16 protein-coding genes are annotated in these 16338 nt (G+C 34.9%); 4 read left to right on the top strand and 12 right to left on the bottom strand.

Annotated features, from left to right (window positions below):
* Positions 1-9: 9 nt before the first annotated feature.
* A complete protein-coding gene (locus HYN56_RS15760) occupies positions 10-579 on the bottom strand; it encodes a Crp/Fnr family transcriptional regulator (RefSeq protein WP_109193052.1) in 570 nt (189 codons plus the stop codon).
* Positions 580-776: 197 nt separating this feature from the next.
* Here HYN56_RS15760 and HYN56_RS15765 point away from each other — a divergent pair, with 197 nt between their 5' ends.
* The gene (locus HYN56_RS15765; RefSeq protein ID WP_109193053.1) at positions 777-1373 is read left to right on the top strand and encodes a biliverdin-producing heme oxygenase; all 597 of its coding nucleotides are present in this window, start codon (positions 777-779) and stop codon (positions 1371-1373) included.
* A 5-nt stretch (positions 1374-1378) separates the two neighbouring features.
* Entirely contained in the window at positions 1379-3655 is a 2277-nt protein-coding gene (locus HYN56_RS15770; protein WP_109193054.1) for an ATP-binding protein, read from the top strand.
* A 108-nt stretch (positions 3656-3763) separates the two neighbouring features.
* Here the strand turns inward: HYN56_RS15770 and HYN56_RS15775 are convergent, their stop codons facing one another.
* Positions 3764-4651, bottom strand: a complete 888-nt coding sequence (locus HYN56_RS15775; RefSeq protein ID WP_109193055.1) for a DMT family transporter — start codon at positions 4649-4651, stop codon at positions 3764-3766.
* Between the two features lie 275 nt (positions 4652-4926).
* Positions 4927-5445 (bottom strand): GNAT family N-acetyltransferase, encoded by a 519-nt coding sequence (locus HYN56_RS15780; RefSeq protein WP_109193056.1) that lies wholly within the window; start codon positions 5443-5445, stop codon positions 4927-4929.
* A gap of 256 nt (positions 5446-5701) precedes the next feature.
* Here HYN56_RS15780 and HYN56_RS15785 point away from each other — a divergent pair, with 256 nt between their 5' ends.
* On the top strand, positions 5702-6565 hold the full coding sequence (locus tag HYN56_RS15785) for a LysR family transcriptional regulator (RefSeq protein ID WP_109193057.1): 864 nt from the start codon (positions 5702-5704) through the stop codon (positions 6563-6565).
* Positions 6566-6568: 3 nt separating this feature from the next.
* On the opposite strand, the gene HYN56_RS15790 is transcribed toward HYN56_RS15785, so the two are convergent.
* The 9 genes from HYN56_RS15790 to HYN56_RS15825 form a co-directional block, all read right to left on the bottom strand.
* Complete coding sequence (locus HYN56_RS15790; protein ID WP_109193058.1) at positions 6569-7015, bottom strand: GNAT family N-acetyltransferase; 447 nt, start codon at positions 7013-7015, stop codon at positions 6569-6571.
* A 382-nt stretch (positions 7016-7397) separates the two neighbouring features.
* Positions 7398-7724, bottom strand: a complete 327-nt coding sequence (locus tag HYN56_RS15795) for a DMT family transporter (RefSeq protein WP_109193059.1) — start codon at positions 7722-7724, stop codon at positions 7398-7400.
* Between the two features lie 254 nt (positions 7725-7978).
* Positions 7979-8539, bottom strand: coding sequence for a Crp/Fnr family transcriptional regulator (locus HYN56_RS15800; RefSeq protein WP_109193060.1), 561 nt, complete (start codon positions 8537-8539; stop codon positions 7979-7981).
* 163 nt (positions 8540-8702) lie between these two features.
* A complete protein-coding gene (locus HYN56_RS15805) occupies positions 8703-10181 on the bottom strand; it encodes a TolC family protein (protein WP_109193061.1) in 1479 nt (492 codons plus the stop codon).
* Between the two features lie 154 nt (positions 10182-10335).
* Positions 10336-13452 carry an efflux RND transporter permease subunit gene (locus HYN56_RS15810; protein WP_109193062.1) on the bottom strand — a complete coding sequence of 1039 codons (3117 nt, stop codon included), beginning with the start codon at positions 13450-13452 and terminating at the stop codon, positions 10336-10338.
* A 49-nt stretch (positions 13453-13501) separates the two neighbouring features.
* Positions 13502-14593, bottom strand: a complete 1092-nt coding sequence (locus tag HYN56_RS15815) for an efflux RND transporter periplasmic adaptor subunit (RefSeq protein ID WP_109193063.1) — start codon at positions 14591-14593, stop codon at positions 13502-13504.
* A complete protein-coding gene (locus tag HYN56_RS25085; RefSeq protein WP_167398320.1) occupies positions 14580-14735 on the bottom strand; it encodes a hypothetical protein in 156 nt (51 codons plus the stop codon). The genes HYN56_RS15815 and HYN56_RS25085 overlap by 14 nt, the downstream gene beginning before the upstream one ends.
* A gap of 79 nt (positions 14736-14814) precedes the next feature.
* Positions 14815-15174 carry a hypothetical protein gene (locus HYN56_RS15820; protein ID WP_109193064.1) on the bottom strand — a complete coding sequence of 120 codons (360 nt, stop codon included), beginning with the start codon at positions 15172-15174 and terminating at the stop codon, positions 14815-14817.
* Between the two features lie 236 nt (positions 15175-15410).
* Positions 15411-15722: a helix-turn-helix domain-containing protein gene (locus HYN56_RS15825; protein WP_167398321.1), complete on the bottom strand. Its 312-nt coding sequence runs from the start codon at positions 15720-15722 to the stop codon at positions 15411-15413.
* 161 nt (positions 15723-15883) lie between these two features.
* On the opposite strand from HYN56_RS15825, the gene HYN56_RS15830 reads away from it, so the two are divergent.
* The gene (locus HYN56_RS15830) at positions 15884-16333 is read left to right on the top strand and encodes a T9SS type A sorting domain-containing protein (RefSeq protein WP_109193066.1); all 450 of its coding nucleotides are present in this window, start codon (positions 15884-15886) and stop codon (positions 16331-16333) included.
* The last annotated feature ends 5 nt before the right edge of the window (positions 16334-16338 follow it).

Consider the following 16338-nt stretch of genomic DNA (forward strand, 5'->3'; position numbering starts at 1 on the left):
AGATCATAATTAAATCTGTGATTTTATTCTGCTTAAGGTTTCGGGAGAAACGTTAAGGTAGGCCGCAAGATTGGCGTTTGATAATCTTTGGACGAGTTCGGGGTTGTTTTTAAGAAGATTTCTATAACGTTCAGCAGCATTTTGAGTGAGTAAACTGCTGAGTTTAGAAGTGATAACGGTCAGACCGTATTCCAGAATATAGATATACATTTTATCCCATTGCGGAATAGTGTTTCTAAGTCTGAAAAAATCATCATAAGCAATCGCCAGAAGTTCTGAGTTTTCTACGGTTTCTATGTATTCTGCACTGGGCTCTCGTGAAATAAAACTTACGATTGAGGTTAAAAAAGTGCCTTCAAAAGCCATAAAACGGGTTGCAATGCTATGGTCTTCAGTACTATAATATAAACGCAGACATCCTTTTTTAATAAAAAATATTTTGTCTGCAACGGCACCTCTTTTCAGCAGTTGTTCATTTTTCTTTACTTGTATTAATTTAAAGCAGGAAAGAATGGTTTCAAGCTCCTCATTTCTTAATTCTATTTTGCTTTTAATTAAAGTCTCAAGTTCACTTATCATCGTTCCTTTTTTAATCAAATTCAAAATTAAAGTTAATCTCTCAGAAAAACATTGACGAATGTCAAAATCGTATAAATTAAGCAGACTTTAACTTAAAATGTTAAGGGCTATTTTTTATTTTAGAACTACTGTTTTTTGTTTAAATTTGTGAAAAGAGCTTTAGCAAATAAGGCTCATAAACCACACAACATTTTACAATGAGTACACATACGAATTCTGCAATAGCTTCAGATTTTCTTCATAATCTAAAAACACAAACCGCTGATTCTCATCAAAAACTGGAAGAGCTTTCGGTATCAAAATCGATTATGTCTCCGGATATGAAGCTGGAAGAATATACCCATTATTTAAGTTTAATGCACGATGTTCATAACGATACTGAGGCCGTTATTTTTCCTTTTTTTGCGGATCTTTTGGAAGACTTAGAACAAAGAAGAAAGAAACATCTTATAGAAGACGACCTTTTATTTTTAAATTATAAAAAAGCAGATTTTGCTAAAATTTTTCATAAACAGGAAATGTCAGTTCCTTTTGCACTTGGCGTTTTGTACGTTGTAGAAGGCTCCACTTTAGGCGGAAGATTTATTCTGAAAAACGTTTCAAAATACCCAGAACTTTCAGGCGAAAAAGGTGTTTCTTATTTTAATGGTTATGGTGAAAAAACAGGAAGTTTCTGGAAAGCTTTCCTAAGTTTTCTATCAGAATACGAACAAAAGCACGAATGCGGAGAGGAGATTATTGAAGGAGCAGTATTTGCTTTTGATAGTATTTATAAACATTTTGAGGACAGGTAAAGACAATGAAGATTAGGGACATAGTTAACCGTGATATCGTTACGCTAACCAACTGCGAACATGAACCTATCCATATACCAGGGCAAATTCAGCCTCATGGTTTTTTATTGGGTATAACACAGGAGTGGAAAATAGATTTCTGTACAGAAAATATTGCCTCATATTTTGATGTTACCCATAATCAGGTTTTAGGAAAAGATTTTTCTGCAGTTTTTGGCTTAATTGCTGAACAAGAAATATTAGCGTATATCAAAGGTGATGAAGTTCAGGATGCCTTTCCCCTTGAGATAGAACTGCTTGGAAAACTTTTTCAAATTAATATTCATCTAAGCGATGGCATTTATGTTCTTGAAGCTGAATTGTTGTTTGCTGATCAGGAAAAATTGGCAGATGCTTACAAACAGACCATCCAGTTTGTGAGTCAGATGAACAAAACCAAATCGCTTAAGGATTTGTGCGCACTTGTAGCGCAGGGTACTCGTGAGATTACAGGTTACGATCGTGTAATGATTTATCGTTTTGACGAGCAATATAACGGAGAAGTATTTGCTGAAGATTGCCGTGATGATTTAGAACCATTTTTAGGATTGCACTATCCTCATACCGATATTCCTGCTCAGGCTCGTGATTTGTATATCAAAAATCAGCTTCGATTGATTGTTGATATCAATTATGTGCCGGTTCCCATTTTTACAGTAGACGATAAGGAAGGAAAAAATCTGGATTTAAGCCTTTCGATTTTAAGAAGTACTTCGCCAATTCATGTCGAATATCTTAAAAATATTGGTGTTGGTGCAACATTGACAATATCACTCATTCATCACGGCAAATTATGGGGATTAATTGCCTGTCATCATTACTGTGAAAAAAATATTTCGCCGGAAATCAGATTGGCAGCCAAACTACAAGGACAGTTTATTACTTCTCAAATTGATATCAGACAGTCGAATGATGAGTATATCAATGCGCAGAAAACCATTTTAGCATTAGAACAATTAACAAGTATTGATCTTCCTGTCGTTAAAGAATCTTTAGAGAGAATTATTGAGACACCGCAATTATTAGAGATTTCTAATGCTTCTGGTGTTGCAATACTATCTAGAAATAAAATTTTTAAAACTGGCATAACACCAGCTGATAAAGAGATTTTAAGTCTGATTGAAAAAATAATAAATAAGACTAAATCTGAAATTTTCTATAGTAATAAAATCAGCGACCATTTTCCAGAGTTTGCCGAAAATACTAATTTAGCTGGAATTATTTATCATTCACTTGGCAATAATGGCCACGTTTTGTGGTTCAGACCTGAAACCGTTTCGGAAATAAACTGGGGTGGAGATCCAGAAAAAAGCATTATCAAAGACAGTAACGGACTTCATCCAAGAAATTCTTTCAACATCTGGAAACAGATCGTCAAAAATCAAAGCAGTCCTTGGAAACAGTACGAAATTAATGCTGCTTCACAGTATGCACATACTTTGCAAAGCCAGCTGATTTTAATTATGCTTAGTGAAGAAGAAGAAAAATACCGTAATCAAAGTGAATTGTTGAAGGAAACCAACTCGGAACTAGAAAATATCAATTGGATTAGTACACATGATTTGCAGGAACCGCTGCGTAAAATTCAGCTGATTACTTCTAAAATGCTTGGTGAACTTGATGCAATTTCTAAAGAATCTATTTCTAATTCTTTACATCGTGTCTCAAAATCGGCTAATCGAATGAGCGGTTTATTGGAAGATATTCTGAAATATACCCGCATAAAAAATACAAGAGATACATTGCATGAAGTAGATTTAAATAAAATTTTGAAATCTACGATTAAAGAAATGCACGAAAGCATCACAGAAAGTAATGCCACAATTGAGTATGAAAATCTTCCCGAAGTTCATGCCATTGACTTTTTAATGCGACAGCTGTTTATTAATATCATTCAGAATTCATTAAAATATGCTTCACCCGACAGAAAGCCAAAGATTATTATAACGGCTTCTCAGGAGCCTGTTTTAATACACGATAGATATAAAGTATATTGCCATTGGGTTCGTTTTTCGGATAACGGTATTGGTTTTGAACCTCAATACGCTGAATCCATCTTTAAAGTTTTTACCAGACTTCATCCGCAGGAACAATACACCGGTTCGGGTATTGGATTGGCATTATGTAAAAAAATTATGCAGGCAGTAGGTGGTGATATTTGTGCAGAAGGAAAACCAAATCAAGGAACAGATATTATCATCTATTTTCCTTGCGATCCTGAAGATACGCTTACTACTTTGTAGATTTTTTTTTACGCAGATTCAGCAGATTTAAGCAGATATGTTCGATTTTTATTTTTATTGAATCTACTAAATCCGCTTAAATCTGCTAGAATCTGCGTGAAATATATTTCAACTCCTTTTAGTCAAAATCCTAAGTTTAGGACTTTTAAAATTGACTTCAGAAATAATTGTTCCTGCAAAAATAAGGCTTCCGCCCAAAAGCAAACGCCACGAAAGATCTTCTCCCAGTATAAAAAAAGCACCGATTGCTCCAAAAACAGGTTCAAATAAATAAATCACTGCAACACGTTCTGCAGATAAATAACGCTGTGAAATATTAGAAACAGTATACATATAAGCTGTAGAAAACAAAGCGCAGTAAATAACGCCCATCCAAAACGTGTCATTTTGCGGCAGCCAAACTGCTTTTGAATCTGTAAGTGCAATACAAAAAGTAAATAAAGCACAAAACGCAAACATAGGAACAATAGAATATAAAAGGTTTTTTGTAGCTGAATGTTTTTCAACAGCAATCAAATAAACCGCAAAACCAAACGATCCTGCAATAGTAAACAAATCACCAACGTTTACAGTAAATTTATCTTGTATGGCGATAACAAATAAACCCGTTAAAGCGGTAAAAGCGGCAATCCAGATTTTTAGAGAAGCATTGGTCTTATAAATTCCCAATTTCATTAACGGAATAATAATAACGGTCAATCCTGCAATAAAAGAACACTGTGAAGCATCAGTATATTTAAGTCCGATTGTTTGTAAATGAATACCTAAAAACATCGGGACAGCTAAAATAAATCCAGTCTTAACAGCTTGTAGATTGGTGTCCTTAACGTATTTCCAAAAAATAATAGAAAGTACAATTACAGCCAGTAAGAAACGGTAGAATAGGAAAGTGGCAGGAGAATAATTTCCAATCGCCAGTTTAGTAACTGAATAGGAAATACCCCAAAAGGCTGTTCCTATGATTAATAAGATTAGTAAAAGCTGTTTTTGTTTCATTTGGATTTATGTGGCTTTTTGTTATTATTTTTAAAATTTTCCTCAATCTTGTCATTCTGACGAAGGAAGAATCTTCACAAGAAACTCCGCAATCAGGATCGACAATCTTTGTAGAGCCACTTACGGAGATTCTTCCTTCGTCAGAATGACAAGATTGTGGGGACTGTGTGTAAAAAAATGATTTCAATAGTTTTGTCAAAGTTTCAAACTTTGACAAAGTTCTGCGGATAGTTTGTCATTCCTGTAAACTACACGCTTAAATTTAGTTGCATAGTTTATAAAACCTTTTTCATCAATAAATCAGTTTGTTCATCGTCGCCCAGACGGAAGATGTGTGTATCAAATTGAATGAAACCATTTTTAGTGTAAAAGCTCACCGCTCTAAAATTCTTTTCCCAAACCCCTAGCCAGATGTAAGTTGGTTTCAGTTCTTTTGCTGTTTCTAATGCTTGTGCATAAAGTGCCTGTGCCACCTTTTTACCATGAAATTCTTTCGCAACATAAATACGTTCAATTTCAAGCGCATCATCAGCTTGTTTCTCAGTTTGCGCGTTGCTGGTATTTAGTTTTAAATAACCAATCACTTTATTTTCTAAAACAGCTAAATAGAAATATGAATTTGGATTATTCAGTTCTGCTGTTAGTTTTTCATCAGCGAAACTTTCTTCCAGGTATTTAATCATATTTTCTTCGCTGTTCACTTCTGCGAATGTTTCTGAAAAAGTTTGTCTTCCAATTACTTGAAGTTCATTTAAATCTTTTACAGTAGCTTTTTTTATTTCTAATGAATTCATTTTTTATTCTTTAATGAATGAGAACTTATTTTTCTCTGCTATGTTATGCGCAATTAATTTTAAACACATAGAAACATAGATTTTACTGACGTTAAAAGGCGTTTCACTTGTTTTAAATTCACATAGTTTAGCTATGTGTGGCAACTTGTTTCTTTTGATTTCTTTTTAGACACAAAAAAACTATGTTTTTATGTGCTTAATTTTTTTGATGCTTTTAATAGGTTTTTGTCTTCTAATAAATGCGTAAATTGCATCAATGGATTTACAGCAAATTAAATATTTTTTAGCCTTATCTCGTGAACTTCATTTTTGGAACACTGCCGGAAAAATGAATATCACACAGTCAGCCTTGAGCCGTCAGATTCAGTCTTTGGAGAATCAGCTTGGTATTCAGTTGTTTGAACGAAACAAACGTAATGTCAAACTCACAGCTGCCGGCCAGTTTCTAAAAGAAAAATGGGAAGTAGAACTCAACAAACTGGAGTTCATTCATCAATCGGCGCGACAGATTCAGTTGGGCGAGAGCGGTACGATTACCATTGCACATCCAGATTCTATATCTGCTTCGCTTATGCCTGATATTTTATCCCGTATTTCTGATGCTTTTCCTAAACTGAAAATCAAACTGGTTCAGGTATTGTATGAAAATCAGCAGGAATATCTTCGCAATTATAAAATTGATTTAGCGATTACCAGAGATATTAATACTGCAAAAGATATTCATTCTGAAAAAATCCATACCGATCATCTGGCTATTGTTGTACCCGAAAATCATCCGTATCGTACACCTGAAGATCTGACAAAAGAAACTCTTGCTTCGCAGAAATTCATATTGCCAACAAACGATGAAGGCAGCAGTTACAGCGATTTGATTCAGCGGTTATTCAATTCTTTTGAAGACGCTCCAGAGGTTTATCTTCACTCTGAATTTGGATCAGCTATTATTGCTTTGGTTCGAAAAGGCCTCGGAATTGCTATTCTTCCAGATTCTTACGTTTACCATGAAATTTTAGGAATCCGATTTATCAAATTACCATTAGAAACCGATTTGTATATTAATTGGAGAATAGAAGACCATAATCCTGTATTAGCCAATGTTTTAAAACTGATTATTCCATAATCTCTAAGCTCTCAACATAGAGATATGCGGTATTCCATCTTCATCATACACTTCTCCTTGTTCTGCAAATCCCAATGACTGATAGAATTTGGATAAATGATACTGTGCACTAATCCGAATCGGTCCTTTTCCAAATTTTTCTTCACAGCCGGCAATCGAAGCTTCCATTAATTTTACTCCTAAACCTAATCCACGATGCGTTTGGGCAATTACAACTCTTCCTATCGAAATTTCTTCATAAGATATGCCTTTAGGGAGCAAGCGGGTAACGCCTGCCAATTCATTATCAACATAATATAGTAAATGAAAACCTTTCTGGTCTTTGTTATCTAAATCCTGATAAGGACAGTTTTGTTCTACCACAAAAACTTCGCTTCTTAAACGAAGCATAGCATACATTTCGTGATTGGTTAATTCGTCAAATGATTTAATGGAATGGCTGAATGTCATGTTTTAATTAATCTTTATTTGATGACAAAGATAGAAGAGAGAATAATGTGATAAAATGCTATTTTTTTATCATGTGATGCTTAAAGTGCATTAAAAGGTTGGCGGGTTTTCCGTGCAGTTTGTCATTCTGAGGAACGAAGAATCACACTAGAAACTCCGCAAAGAAAATCGCCAATCTTTGTCGAATCCCGAGTCTGATTTGCTTCACCTATTCGCTATCGCTCGGGTCTCGTTCCTCGGAATGACAAACTGTGTGGCGATTATAAGTTAAACATACAGAAACAGAAAAAAAAATAGGTGTGAAAACTTGTTTTCTTGGCCTTCTTTTTTAAGTTTCTTCTATTAAAAAAAGTCTATGTTTCTATGTGTTTAAAAGAAAAAATCAATGAGAAACCGCCTTTAATCCCACAATAGAACCAACCAAAGTAGCTAAGAAGAACAATCTCCAGAAAGCAGCAGGTTCTTTAAAGATAAAAATGCCAACTAAGACTGTTCCAACAGCTCCAATTCCTGTCCAGACTGCATAAGCCGTTCCTAGTGGCAATGTTTCAGTCGCTTTCATTAATAAAAGCATACTAACAGTTAGCGATATGAAGAAACCAATATACCAATAGTACATTTCGGTTCCTGTAGTTGTTTTTGCTTTTCCAAGACATGATGCGAAGGCTACTTCAAAAAGCCCTGCAATGATTAGAATAATCCAGTTCATAGAGTTAAATTTTATCGTGCAAAGTTCCTCTTTGAAACGCAGAAAAAATTTAACAAATGATAAAAAATGAGATTATTTTAATCTGCTTTGGTCAACAGATAAATCTACTTTAATCTGCTTGAATCTGTGCAAATCTGCGTGAAAAAAAAATTAACTCAAAAATGTTTCACGCAGATTTTAAAAGATTTAAGCAGATTTGTTCAGATTGTAATATAGTCTAAAAGGGGGGAATTAAAAGAAGGTTCTCAAAAAGGTTATTTCAATTCTGCACGAATTCTGCTGAGGCTGACTTGAGTAATACCAAGATAAGAGGCAATATGTCCTAACTGAACTCTTTGAAGCAGTTCAGGATGATCTTTCATCAATTCCAGGTAACGTTCGGAAGCATTTTTGAATTGTTTCGAAATCAGTCGCTCTTCTGTTTTAATTAATTCTTTTTCGGCAAATTTTCTGCCCCAGTTGGCAATATGAACGTCTTGTTCGAATAGTTTTCGAAGATTCTCTGTTTTTAATTCATACAATTCGCAGTCTTCCAAAAGTTCTATGCTTTCATATCCTGGCTGTTCCTCCACATAACTTTTCATCGAAAGTACTGTTTCACCTTCTTTTCCAAACCAAAATGTAACTTCGTTATCACGATCTACAAATGCTCTTACTAATCCTTTTTTTATGAGATAAATATTCGATTCTACTTTATTGGCTTTTAGTAAAATATGTCCTTTCGGGAAAGCAATTTCTATGACATTGTTTTGCAGCGCAAGTCGGGATTGTTCTGGCAGTTTATAGATGTTGTCAAGAATAGTGGAAATATCCATCTGAGCTATTTTAGGAATTTGGAATAAAGGTAAGTGTTGTAATGCGGAACAGAAAATTTCATTCAAAAAAAAATCCCATCCGTTGGGGGCGGATGGGATATAAAATTGTCAGCAGAAAGAGTTGAATTAAAAAGATGCAAACAATTTTTGACCAATATATAAACTAATTAATTCCGCCTCCTAAAGCTTTGTAAAGCAACACCTGAGAGTTTGCATTTTTCAGCTGAATATCTACAAAATCAAGTTCTGCCTGCAGTTTGTTTTTCTGTGCATTAATGATTTCAAGATAATTGGCATAACCACTTAAATACAAATCGTTCGAAACATTTACTGCAATTTCTAAATGATCAATTTCGTTGGTTTTATATTTCAAAACCTCTTCAAATGCTTCATTTCTATGCAGTAAAGCGCTCAATTCGTTATAAGCTGTCGTCACCGCATTTTGATATTGAAGAAAAGAAATCTCTTGTTTTCTGTTCGAAACGTAATATTCTTGTTTGATTTGTCCTTTATTAAAAACGGGAGCCGTTAATCCGCCCAGAATTTGCCAGGCAAAAGATCCTGCATCAAAAATAGTATTGAAAGAAAATGAGTTGAAACCTGCATAACCGCCCAAATTTACAGTAGGAAAGAAAGCTGCTCTTGCAGATTTTGCATCGGCATTGCTGGCTAATAATTCGAAATATGCTTCAGAAACATCCGGTCTTTTGTGAATAATTGAATCCACGCTTATTTTCTGATTTAAAACATCCAAATGTCCGGCTAAGAAATCACTGCTTCTGTCGATTTTACCGCCATATTGTCCCAAAAGTGTCAATAAAGCTTTTTCCGTTTGATCAATGCTTAATTTTAGTTCCGAAGCTTCGGCATGAATATTATTATTCTGTGCATTAAACTGTTGTACAGCCAATTCTGTAGCCTTTCCGACAGATCTTTGAGCAGAAACAATGTCTAATGCTCTTTCCTGAGTTTTTAGATTGTCTTCATAAATTGCTGCTTGTTTGTCTAAAGCGATTAATTTAAAATACAAATCGGCAATATCACTTAAAAGTCTGGTCTGTAAAAGTCTCATTCCTTGTTGTGAAGCAAAGAAACGTTGCTGCGCGGCTTTTTTACGATTGCTAAGTTTTCCCCAGATATCAGCTTCCCAAGACACTTTTCCGCCTAAGAATAGGTTAGGAGTGACGTCTTCATTGATTCTTTGTTTTTCGGTAATATTCTGCGAAAAGTTGGTATCGTAATTTCCAACACCGTCCATCGTATATTTTCCGTAATGCGTTCCCGAAACGTCAGCTGCAAGATCTAAAGAGGGAAGAAGAGCCATTTTCGCTACTTTTAAATGTGAATTGGCGATTAGAATTCTTTCCTGCATAATTAAATAATCAGGATTTTGAGCTACGGCTTTTTTTAATAACTGATCCAGTTTTGGGTCCTTAAAATAGGTTTCCGCTTTCAGCGGAATAAAAGGTTTTGAAGTATCAGAAGTTCGTTTAGCATCAAATTGCTCCGGTAGTTTTGCAGCAGTCAGCTTATCACTGACTTTAGGTGCAGAACATGCCGTTAAAAGAAGCGTTCCTGTTAGAACCAAAGCACTAATCTTATTCTGATTTAAAATTTTATATGGATTTAATATCTCTTTCATTGTTTAAATTTATTTATCAATCCTTGATGTGAAATTTTTATGAAACACATAGAAACATAGATTTTTCTTTCTGGAAAAGGGAGTAGAAAGAAACTAGTTTCTAATACATAGTCCCGATAGCTATCATGATTCTATGTGTTTAAAAAATTACGCATTAAGATTTGCTCATTCGTTTTTCAAGTTTGGCAAATACGATGTAAAGTCCCGGAATAATCACCAAACCAAACACAGTTCCAATCAGCATTCCGCCCGCAGCGGCCGTACCAATAGAACGGTTACCCACGGCACCTGCACCTGTGGCGATACATAACGGAATCAATCCTGAAATAAAAGCAAAAGAAGTCATCAAAATAGGTCTGAAACGAAGTCTTGCTCCTTCAATTGCTGCCTCGACAATATCACGTCCGATTTTGTTCTGAGCCATTGCAAATTCTACAATCAGAATGGCATTTTTGGCTAGCAGACCAATCAGCATGACGAGTGCAACCTGAGCATAAATATTGTTGTCTAAACCAACGGCAACTAATGCCAGATAGGAACCAAAAACTCCCACAGGAAGACTTAATAATACTGGGAAAGGAAGCAGTAAACTTTCATATTGTGCCGCAAGCAATAAGTATACAAAGAGTATACAAAGCGCAAAAATGTAAATCGTTTGGTTACCAGACAGAATCTCTTCACGCGTCATACCGGACCATTCGACTTCAAAACGGCTTGGGAGTTTTTCGGCTGCAATTCTTTCTACAGCCGCAATAGCTTCTCCAGAGCTAAAACCTTCGGCTGGTTCTCCATTAATCATAGCCGACATGTACATATTGTAACGCGTTAAAACCTCAGGCCCGTAAACTCTTTCTAAACGAATAAAGGTAGAGAACGGAACCATTTCGCCAGCTTCATTTTTTAGATACATATCCAAAATGCTTTCCGGATTTCTTCTAAATTGCGGACTGGCCTGAACCATTACTTTATACATCTGTGAGAAACGAATAAAATTGGTTGCATAAAAGGAACCCAGCATGGTTTGTAAAGTTGACATTGCATTATCTACAGAAATTCCTTTTTTAGCAGCCAAATCATAATCAATATGAATTAAATACTGTGGGAAAGTGGCATCAAAGCTGGTAAAAGAGTTCTGTATTTCTGGCGAAGCATTTAATTCTTTAATGAAGTTTTTAGTCACTTCATCCGTATTCGTAATACTTCCTCCGGATTTATCCAATAATCGAAGCTCAAAACCGCTTGTATTACCAAAACCAGGAACGGTTGGCGGTGCAAAAATCTCGATTTGAGCATCGGTAATTCCTTTTGTTTTTTCGCCAAGCTGAGCGATAAAATCGTTTACTGATATATCACGATCACTCCAGTCTTTTAAGTTGATCATTCCCATACCGTACGATGCTCCGGCAATTTCAGTTACAATGCTGTATCCGGCAAGAGTCGTAACATTATCAACTCCTTTAATTCCTTTTGCAATTTTGGTTACTTCGTCTAAGACTTTTTCGGTACGTTCAACAGTTGCTCCTTGTGGCGTTGTAACACTCACATAAACCATTCCCTGATCTTCAGACGGAATAAATCCTGAAGGCAAAAACTTGCTTGTTCCCCAAGTCAGAAAACAAAACAGCACTAATAATCCAATAGTTACAGACCCTCGGTCAGCAAATTTTACTAATACTTTAATGTATTTTGAAGTAACATTATCAAACCAATGATTGAATCTGTGGAAGAAACGATCGATTAACGATTTCTTTTCTTTGTTTGGATTATGTGCTTTCAGCATAATGGCACAAAGGGCAGGAGTAAGTGTTAGCGCGTTAACTCCCGAAATCACGATACTAATGGCCATTGTTAAAGAGAATTGCCTGTAGAAAACCCCAACTGGGCCACTCAAAAACGCTACCGGAATAAATACCGCAGCCATTACAATGGTAATTGCAATAACAGCTCCTGTGATTTCTTTCATGGCGCTGATTGTAGCGTCCATTGGCGACATATGTTCTTCGGAAATTTTAACGTGAACGGCTTCAACGACGACAATGGCGTTATCGACTACAATTCCGATAGAAAGTACTAAGGCGAAAAGTGTCAATAAGTTGATCGAGAATCCCATCATCGACATAAAAGTAAATGAACCAATAAGCGCGACAGGAACTGCTAATACTGGAATTAATGTCGATCTCCAATCCTGCAGGAAGATGAAAACCACAAAGGCTACCAGAATAAAAGCTTCAATTAATGTTCGGATTACTTCATGAATAGAAGCGTCAAGAAAACGCGAAACGTCATAAGCAATATTAAATTCCATTCCCGGAGGAAAAGATGAATCTTTCAATTCAGCCATTTTTGCTTTTACGCTTGCAATTACTTCAGAGGCGTTAGAGCCCGGACGCTGTTTCAACATGATCGAAGCAGAAGGTTTTCCGTCGGTTTTAGAAACCATTCCGTAGCTCATGGCACCGAATTCGATTACCGCAATGTCTTTCAATCTTAAAATTGTTCCGTCTGAATTAGCTCTTAAAGTGATTTCTTCGTATTGTTTAGGATCGAAGAATTTTCCGCCATACTTAATCACATATTGCAACTGATTATTCAATTGTCCCGAACCTTCGCCGACTTTACCCGGCGCGGCAGAAATATTTTGTTTTTGAAGCGAACTAATTACTTCGTTTGCTGAAATATTGTACGAAAGCATCTTTTGCGGATCCAGCCAGACACGCATCGAATATTCTTTTTGTCCCATGATTTCGGCACGACCGACACCATCAATACGTTTTAATTCCTGAAGAATATTAATATCCGTAAAGTTGAAGATAAACTGCTCGTCCTGAGTTTTGTCGGTACTTGTAATATTTAAGTACATCAACATACTGTTTACCTCTTTTTCTGTAGTAACTCCGGCACGAATTACCTCTTCGGGAAGTTCATCTAAAATTGTTGTTACACGATTCTGAACGTTTACGGCTGCCAGATCGGGATCGGTTCCTACTTCAAAGAAAACCTGAATAAGTGTTAAACCATCATTGGAAGTTACGGTTGACATATACGTCATTCCCGGTACACCATTAATAGCTCTTTCTAATGGAAGTGCAACGGCATCTGCTGAAACTTCTGCGTTGGCACCTGTATATTTTGCTGTTACAGTAACAGACGGTGGTACAATGTCGGGGAATTGTGTTATGGGAAGCTGGAACAACGCCAGTAATCCCAAAAGTACTATCATAACCGAGATGATTAATGACAATATTTTTCTTTTGATAAATAACTCTATCATTGGATTTTTTTTAGATAAATAATTAAATAACTGATGATTAGCCTAAAATCTACATTTGTTTAATGTTGATTTTATCTCCATCTCTCAACGATTGAGTTCCTTCTTGTACAATTAGGTCGTTTGATTTCAACCCTTCGTCAAGAATATAAACATCGTCCAAAGTGCTGGAAATGGTAATGTTTGTCATTTTAACTACTCCATCTTTATTTACACGATAAACGTATTGTTTATCCTGAATAGAAAATACCGCTTTTTGTGGTATAAGAATAACATCTTTTTTAGGCTCTGTAATAATTAGTTTTCCAGATGTCCCGTGTTTGATAAATCCTTGCGGATTATGAAATTTTGCTTTGTACTGAATTGAACCGGTTTGTCTGTCGATTTCTCCGTCGGCAGTTCTCAGTTCTCCTTTTTGATCGTAAACCATTCCATTTGGTAATACCAGTTTGATATCTCCTTGCTGGTTAAGGGTTTTATCCTCCATCATTTGGAAGTAAGTATTCTCAGGTATAGAGAAGTAAGCGTAAACATCGTCCAACTGAGAAACGGTGGTAAGTAAAGAACCGTTTTCAATAAGGCTGCCTTCTTTAAAAGGAATTCTATCAATTGTACCATCAAATGGTGCACGAATGGTAGTAAAGTTAATCTGCTGATCGATGGCTTTTTTTTCTGCCGCAGCATGAGCCAATTTTGCAGAAGCGGCCTCATGTTTGGCTTTAGATAATTCTAATTCTTTGTCGGCAATTACTTTTTTATTAAAGAGGGTTTGAGCTTGTTCCAATTCTACAGTTGCGATTCTTAAATCGGCTTTTGCACTTTTAAAAACGGCTTCGGCTTTTAGGAGTTGTATCTGAAGTTCGACATCGCTTATTTTAAATAAGATTTGTCCTTTTTTTACTTTTTGTCCTTCGCTTACATACACTTTGTCTAGTAAACCAGGAATTCTCACATGTATTTCTACATTATTTTTGGCATGTACGTCGGCAACAAATTTGCTCGAAACTACAGTGTCTTTTAGGGTAACTTTATAAACAGGAAGTGTTTTAATATCTCCTGAATTCTTTTTTGATTTATCGCCGCACGAGACCAAAACGAACAGAGATAAAGAAAACAATAGGAATGTATTTTTATAGATATTCATAATTAGATTTGTAAAATTTAGATAAAATTGGTGTTCTTCCTTGTGTATTTACAGGAAGTTTGAATGATTTTGGATAAAATAAACAGAAATGTTTTTGGAGACTTTCTGTTTTTGAAGCATCGTTTTTAGGGAATGTTTTCATAACCGAATCCCTCATTTAGGCAAACGAAAGATTCGTTCAGAATGATTCTGAAAACATAAAAACACTAATAAATTACAATCTAGAATAATTGATACAAATGGAGATGGGTATGTCTTTGTATCTGGTATATCGAAGCTATACCATAGATTAAGCTCTTTTTATAAAGCTTGAAGTTGATTAAATTACTAAAATAAGGAGCCCTGATGGTACTTTGTTCTAAAGTAGTAGCTCTTCCTTTAATCTTCTTTTTAACTATACAATGAAGATCAATAGTTTTTGAAGTCGAAAAATCCGAAGAAAAGTGCAAAACATCATCTGCCTCCACACTATCCAGCGTAATACAAGGATTCAGTTCAGTAGGTAGCGTATACGTTTCGGTGCCTCTGAAAAAACAAAGCAGCGAAAGTAAAACGATATATATGAACTTACCAGGTTTCATTTACAGTCAAACAGTGATTAATTTTGTTGCCCTAAAAATTTAGGTTTAAACTTGTGTATAGTGCGTCAAATATACTATTTTGAAAAGTAAGGATTCTTAAAATTTTCTAAAAACAGCTTAAAATTAAAGGTTTGTTAATTATCGAAGTTGATTTTTAGGGTTTTGATTTTTTAAGAGGTTTATAATTAGACTTTGTAAATGGAGATTTGATATTTTATAAAAATTTACTACCAGTTTTATTCAGTATCATTTAATTTCTTCTTGTATTCGTTTGATATTCTGCTTAATTCATCCAGAATTTTTTCAGTTGAAATATCTATATTAAAGTTGTCCAGAATTTTTGCCGGATCATGCTTCTCCTGAAAATAAACAAAATCTTTATTAAAAAAAGCGCAGACTTTCCCCATTAAATGAAAATCGATTTTTTTGGCTTTTCCATTTTCAATTTTTGACAATTCGCTTTGTGAAATGTCTAATTCTACAGCCAATTGGTCTTGTGTTAAATTTCTTGACTCTCTTAATTTTTTGATTTTGAATCCGATATCCATAATGAACATGTTTTAAAAGGCGATTAGTTAAAAACGAATATATAATATTTTGTTTTAATTAACAATATTAAACTTATATAAATATGTTTGTTTGGTGAAAAAATCTTTCATTTTAAAATAAAAATGGTGATAATAAATACTAAAAAAATAACTGTTTAATTATGAAAAAGATAGTCTTAATATTATTGTTTTTGCCTTTTTGTATTCAGGCACAAAGCAAAGTTTTGTTTACTTATGATACTGCAGGAAATCAAATTGTCAGACAAATTTGTATTAATTGTTTAACAGGAAAGAAGGATCTGTCTCAAGAAGAAATAATAGCTTTAAAAGAAGAGAATAGAGAAAAGTTGTCACCCGAAGAAAATTTTTCCTTTTATCCAAACCCAGTTCAGGAAGAACTTTATTTATTCTGGACTCCAACAACTTCTGATACTCCAAATTCCATTCAGGTATATTCCATTAATGGACAATTACTTTATACTACAACTGCTATTTTGAACAATAGTAGCTACCATATCATTCCTTTTAGTAATTATTCTACTGGTGTTTACCTGGTGCGTATAAATTATCCTTTAAAATCTTCAAGATCTATCAAAATAATTAAAAACTAAATTTT

Source organism: Flavobacterium crocinum (assembly GCF_003122385.1).
GTDB classification, from domain to species: domain Bacteria; phylum Bacteroidota; class Bacteroidia; order Flavobacteriales; family Flavobacteriaceae; genus Flavobacterium; species Flavobacterium crocinum.

What these genes read in the sequence shown, in the direction of transcription:
- HYN56_RS15760 (WP_109193052.1), bottom strand. Translation starts at nt 579, where the DNA reads ATGATAAGTGAACTTGAGACTTTAATTAAAAGCAAAATAGAATTAAGA.
- HYN56_RS15765 (WP_109193053.1), top strand. Translation starts at nt 777, where the DNA reads ATGAGTACACATACGAATTCTGCAATAGCTTCAGATTTTCTTCATAAT.
- HYN56_RS15770 (WP_109193054.1), top strand. Translation starts at nt 1,379, where the DNA reads ATGAAGATTAGGGACATAGTTAACCGTGATATCGTTACGCTAACCAAC.
- HYN56_RS15775 (WP_109193055.1), bottom strand. Translation starts at nt 4,651, where the DNA reads ATGAAACAAAAACAGCTTTTACTAATCTTATTAATCATAGGAACAGCC.
- HYN56_RS15780 (WP_109193056.1), bottom strand. Translation starts at nt 5,445, where the DNA reads ATGAATTCATTAGAAATAAAAAAAGCTACTGTAAAAGATTTAAATGAA.
- HYN56_RS15785 (WP_109193057.1), top strand. Translation starts at nt 5,702, where the DNA reads ATGGATTTACAGCAAATTAAATATTTTTTAGCCTTATCTCGTGAACTT.
- HYN56_RS15790 (WP_109193058.1), bottom strand. Translation starts at nt 7,015, where the DNA reads ATGACATTCAGCCATTCCATTAAATCATTTGACGAATTAACCAATCAC.
- HYN56_RS15795 (WP_109193059.1), bottom strand. Translation starts at nt 7,724, where the DNA reads ATGAACTGGATTATTCTAATCATTGCAGGGCTTTTTGAAGTAGCCTTC.
- HYN56_RS15800 (WP_109193060.1), bottom strand. Translation starts at nt 8,539, where the DNA reads ATGGATATTTCCACTATTCTTGACAACATCTATAAACTGCCAGAACAA.
- HYN56_RS15805 (WP_109193061.1), bottom strand. Translation starts at nt 10,181, where the DNA reads ATGAAAGAGATATTAAATCCATATAAAATTTTAAATCAGAATAAGATT.
- HYN56_RS15810 (WP_109193062.1), bottom strand. Translation starts at nt 13,452, where the DNA reads ATGATAGAGTTATTTATCAAAAGAAAAATATTGTCATTAATCATCTCG.
- HYN56_RS15815 (WP_109193063.1), bottom strand. Translation starts at nt 14,593, where the DNA reads ATGAATATCTATAAAAATACATTCCTATTGTTTTCTTTATCTCTGTTC.
- HYN56_RS25085 (WP_167398320.1), bottom strand. Translation starts at nt 14,735, where the DNA reads ATGAAAACATTCCCTAAAAACGATGCTTCAAAAACAGAAAGTCTCCAA.
- HYN56_RS15820 (WP_109193064.1), bottom strand. Translation starts at nt 15,174, where the DNA reads ATGAAACCTGGTAAGTTCATATATATCGTTTTACTTTCGCTGCTTTGT.
- HYN56_RS15825 (WP_167398321.1), bottom strand. Translation starts at nt 15,722, where the DNA reads ATGGATATCGGATTCAAAATCAAAAAATTAAGAGAGTCAAGAAATTTA.
- HYN56_RS15830 (WP_109193066.1), top strand. Translation starts at nt 15,884, where the DNA reads ATGAAAAAGATAGTCTTAATATTATTGTTTTTGCCTTTTTGTATTCAG.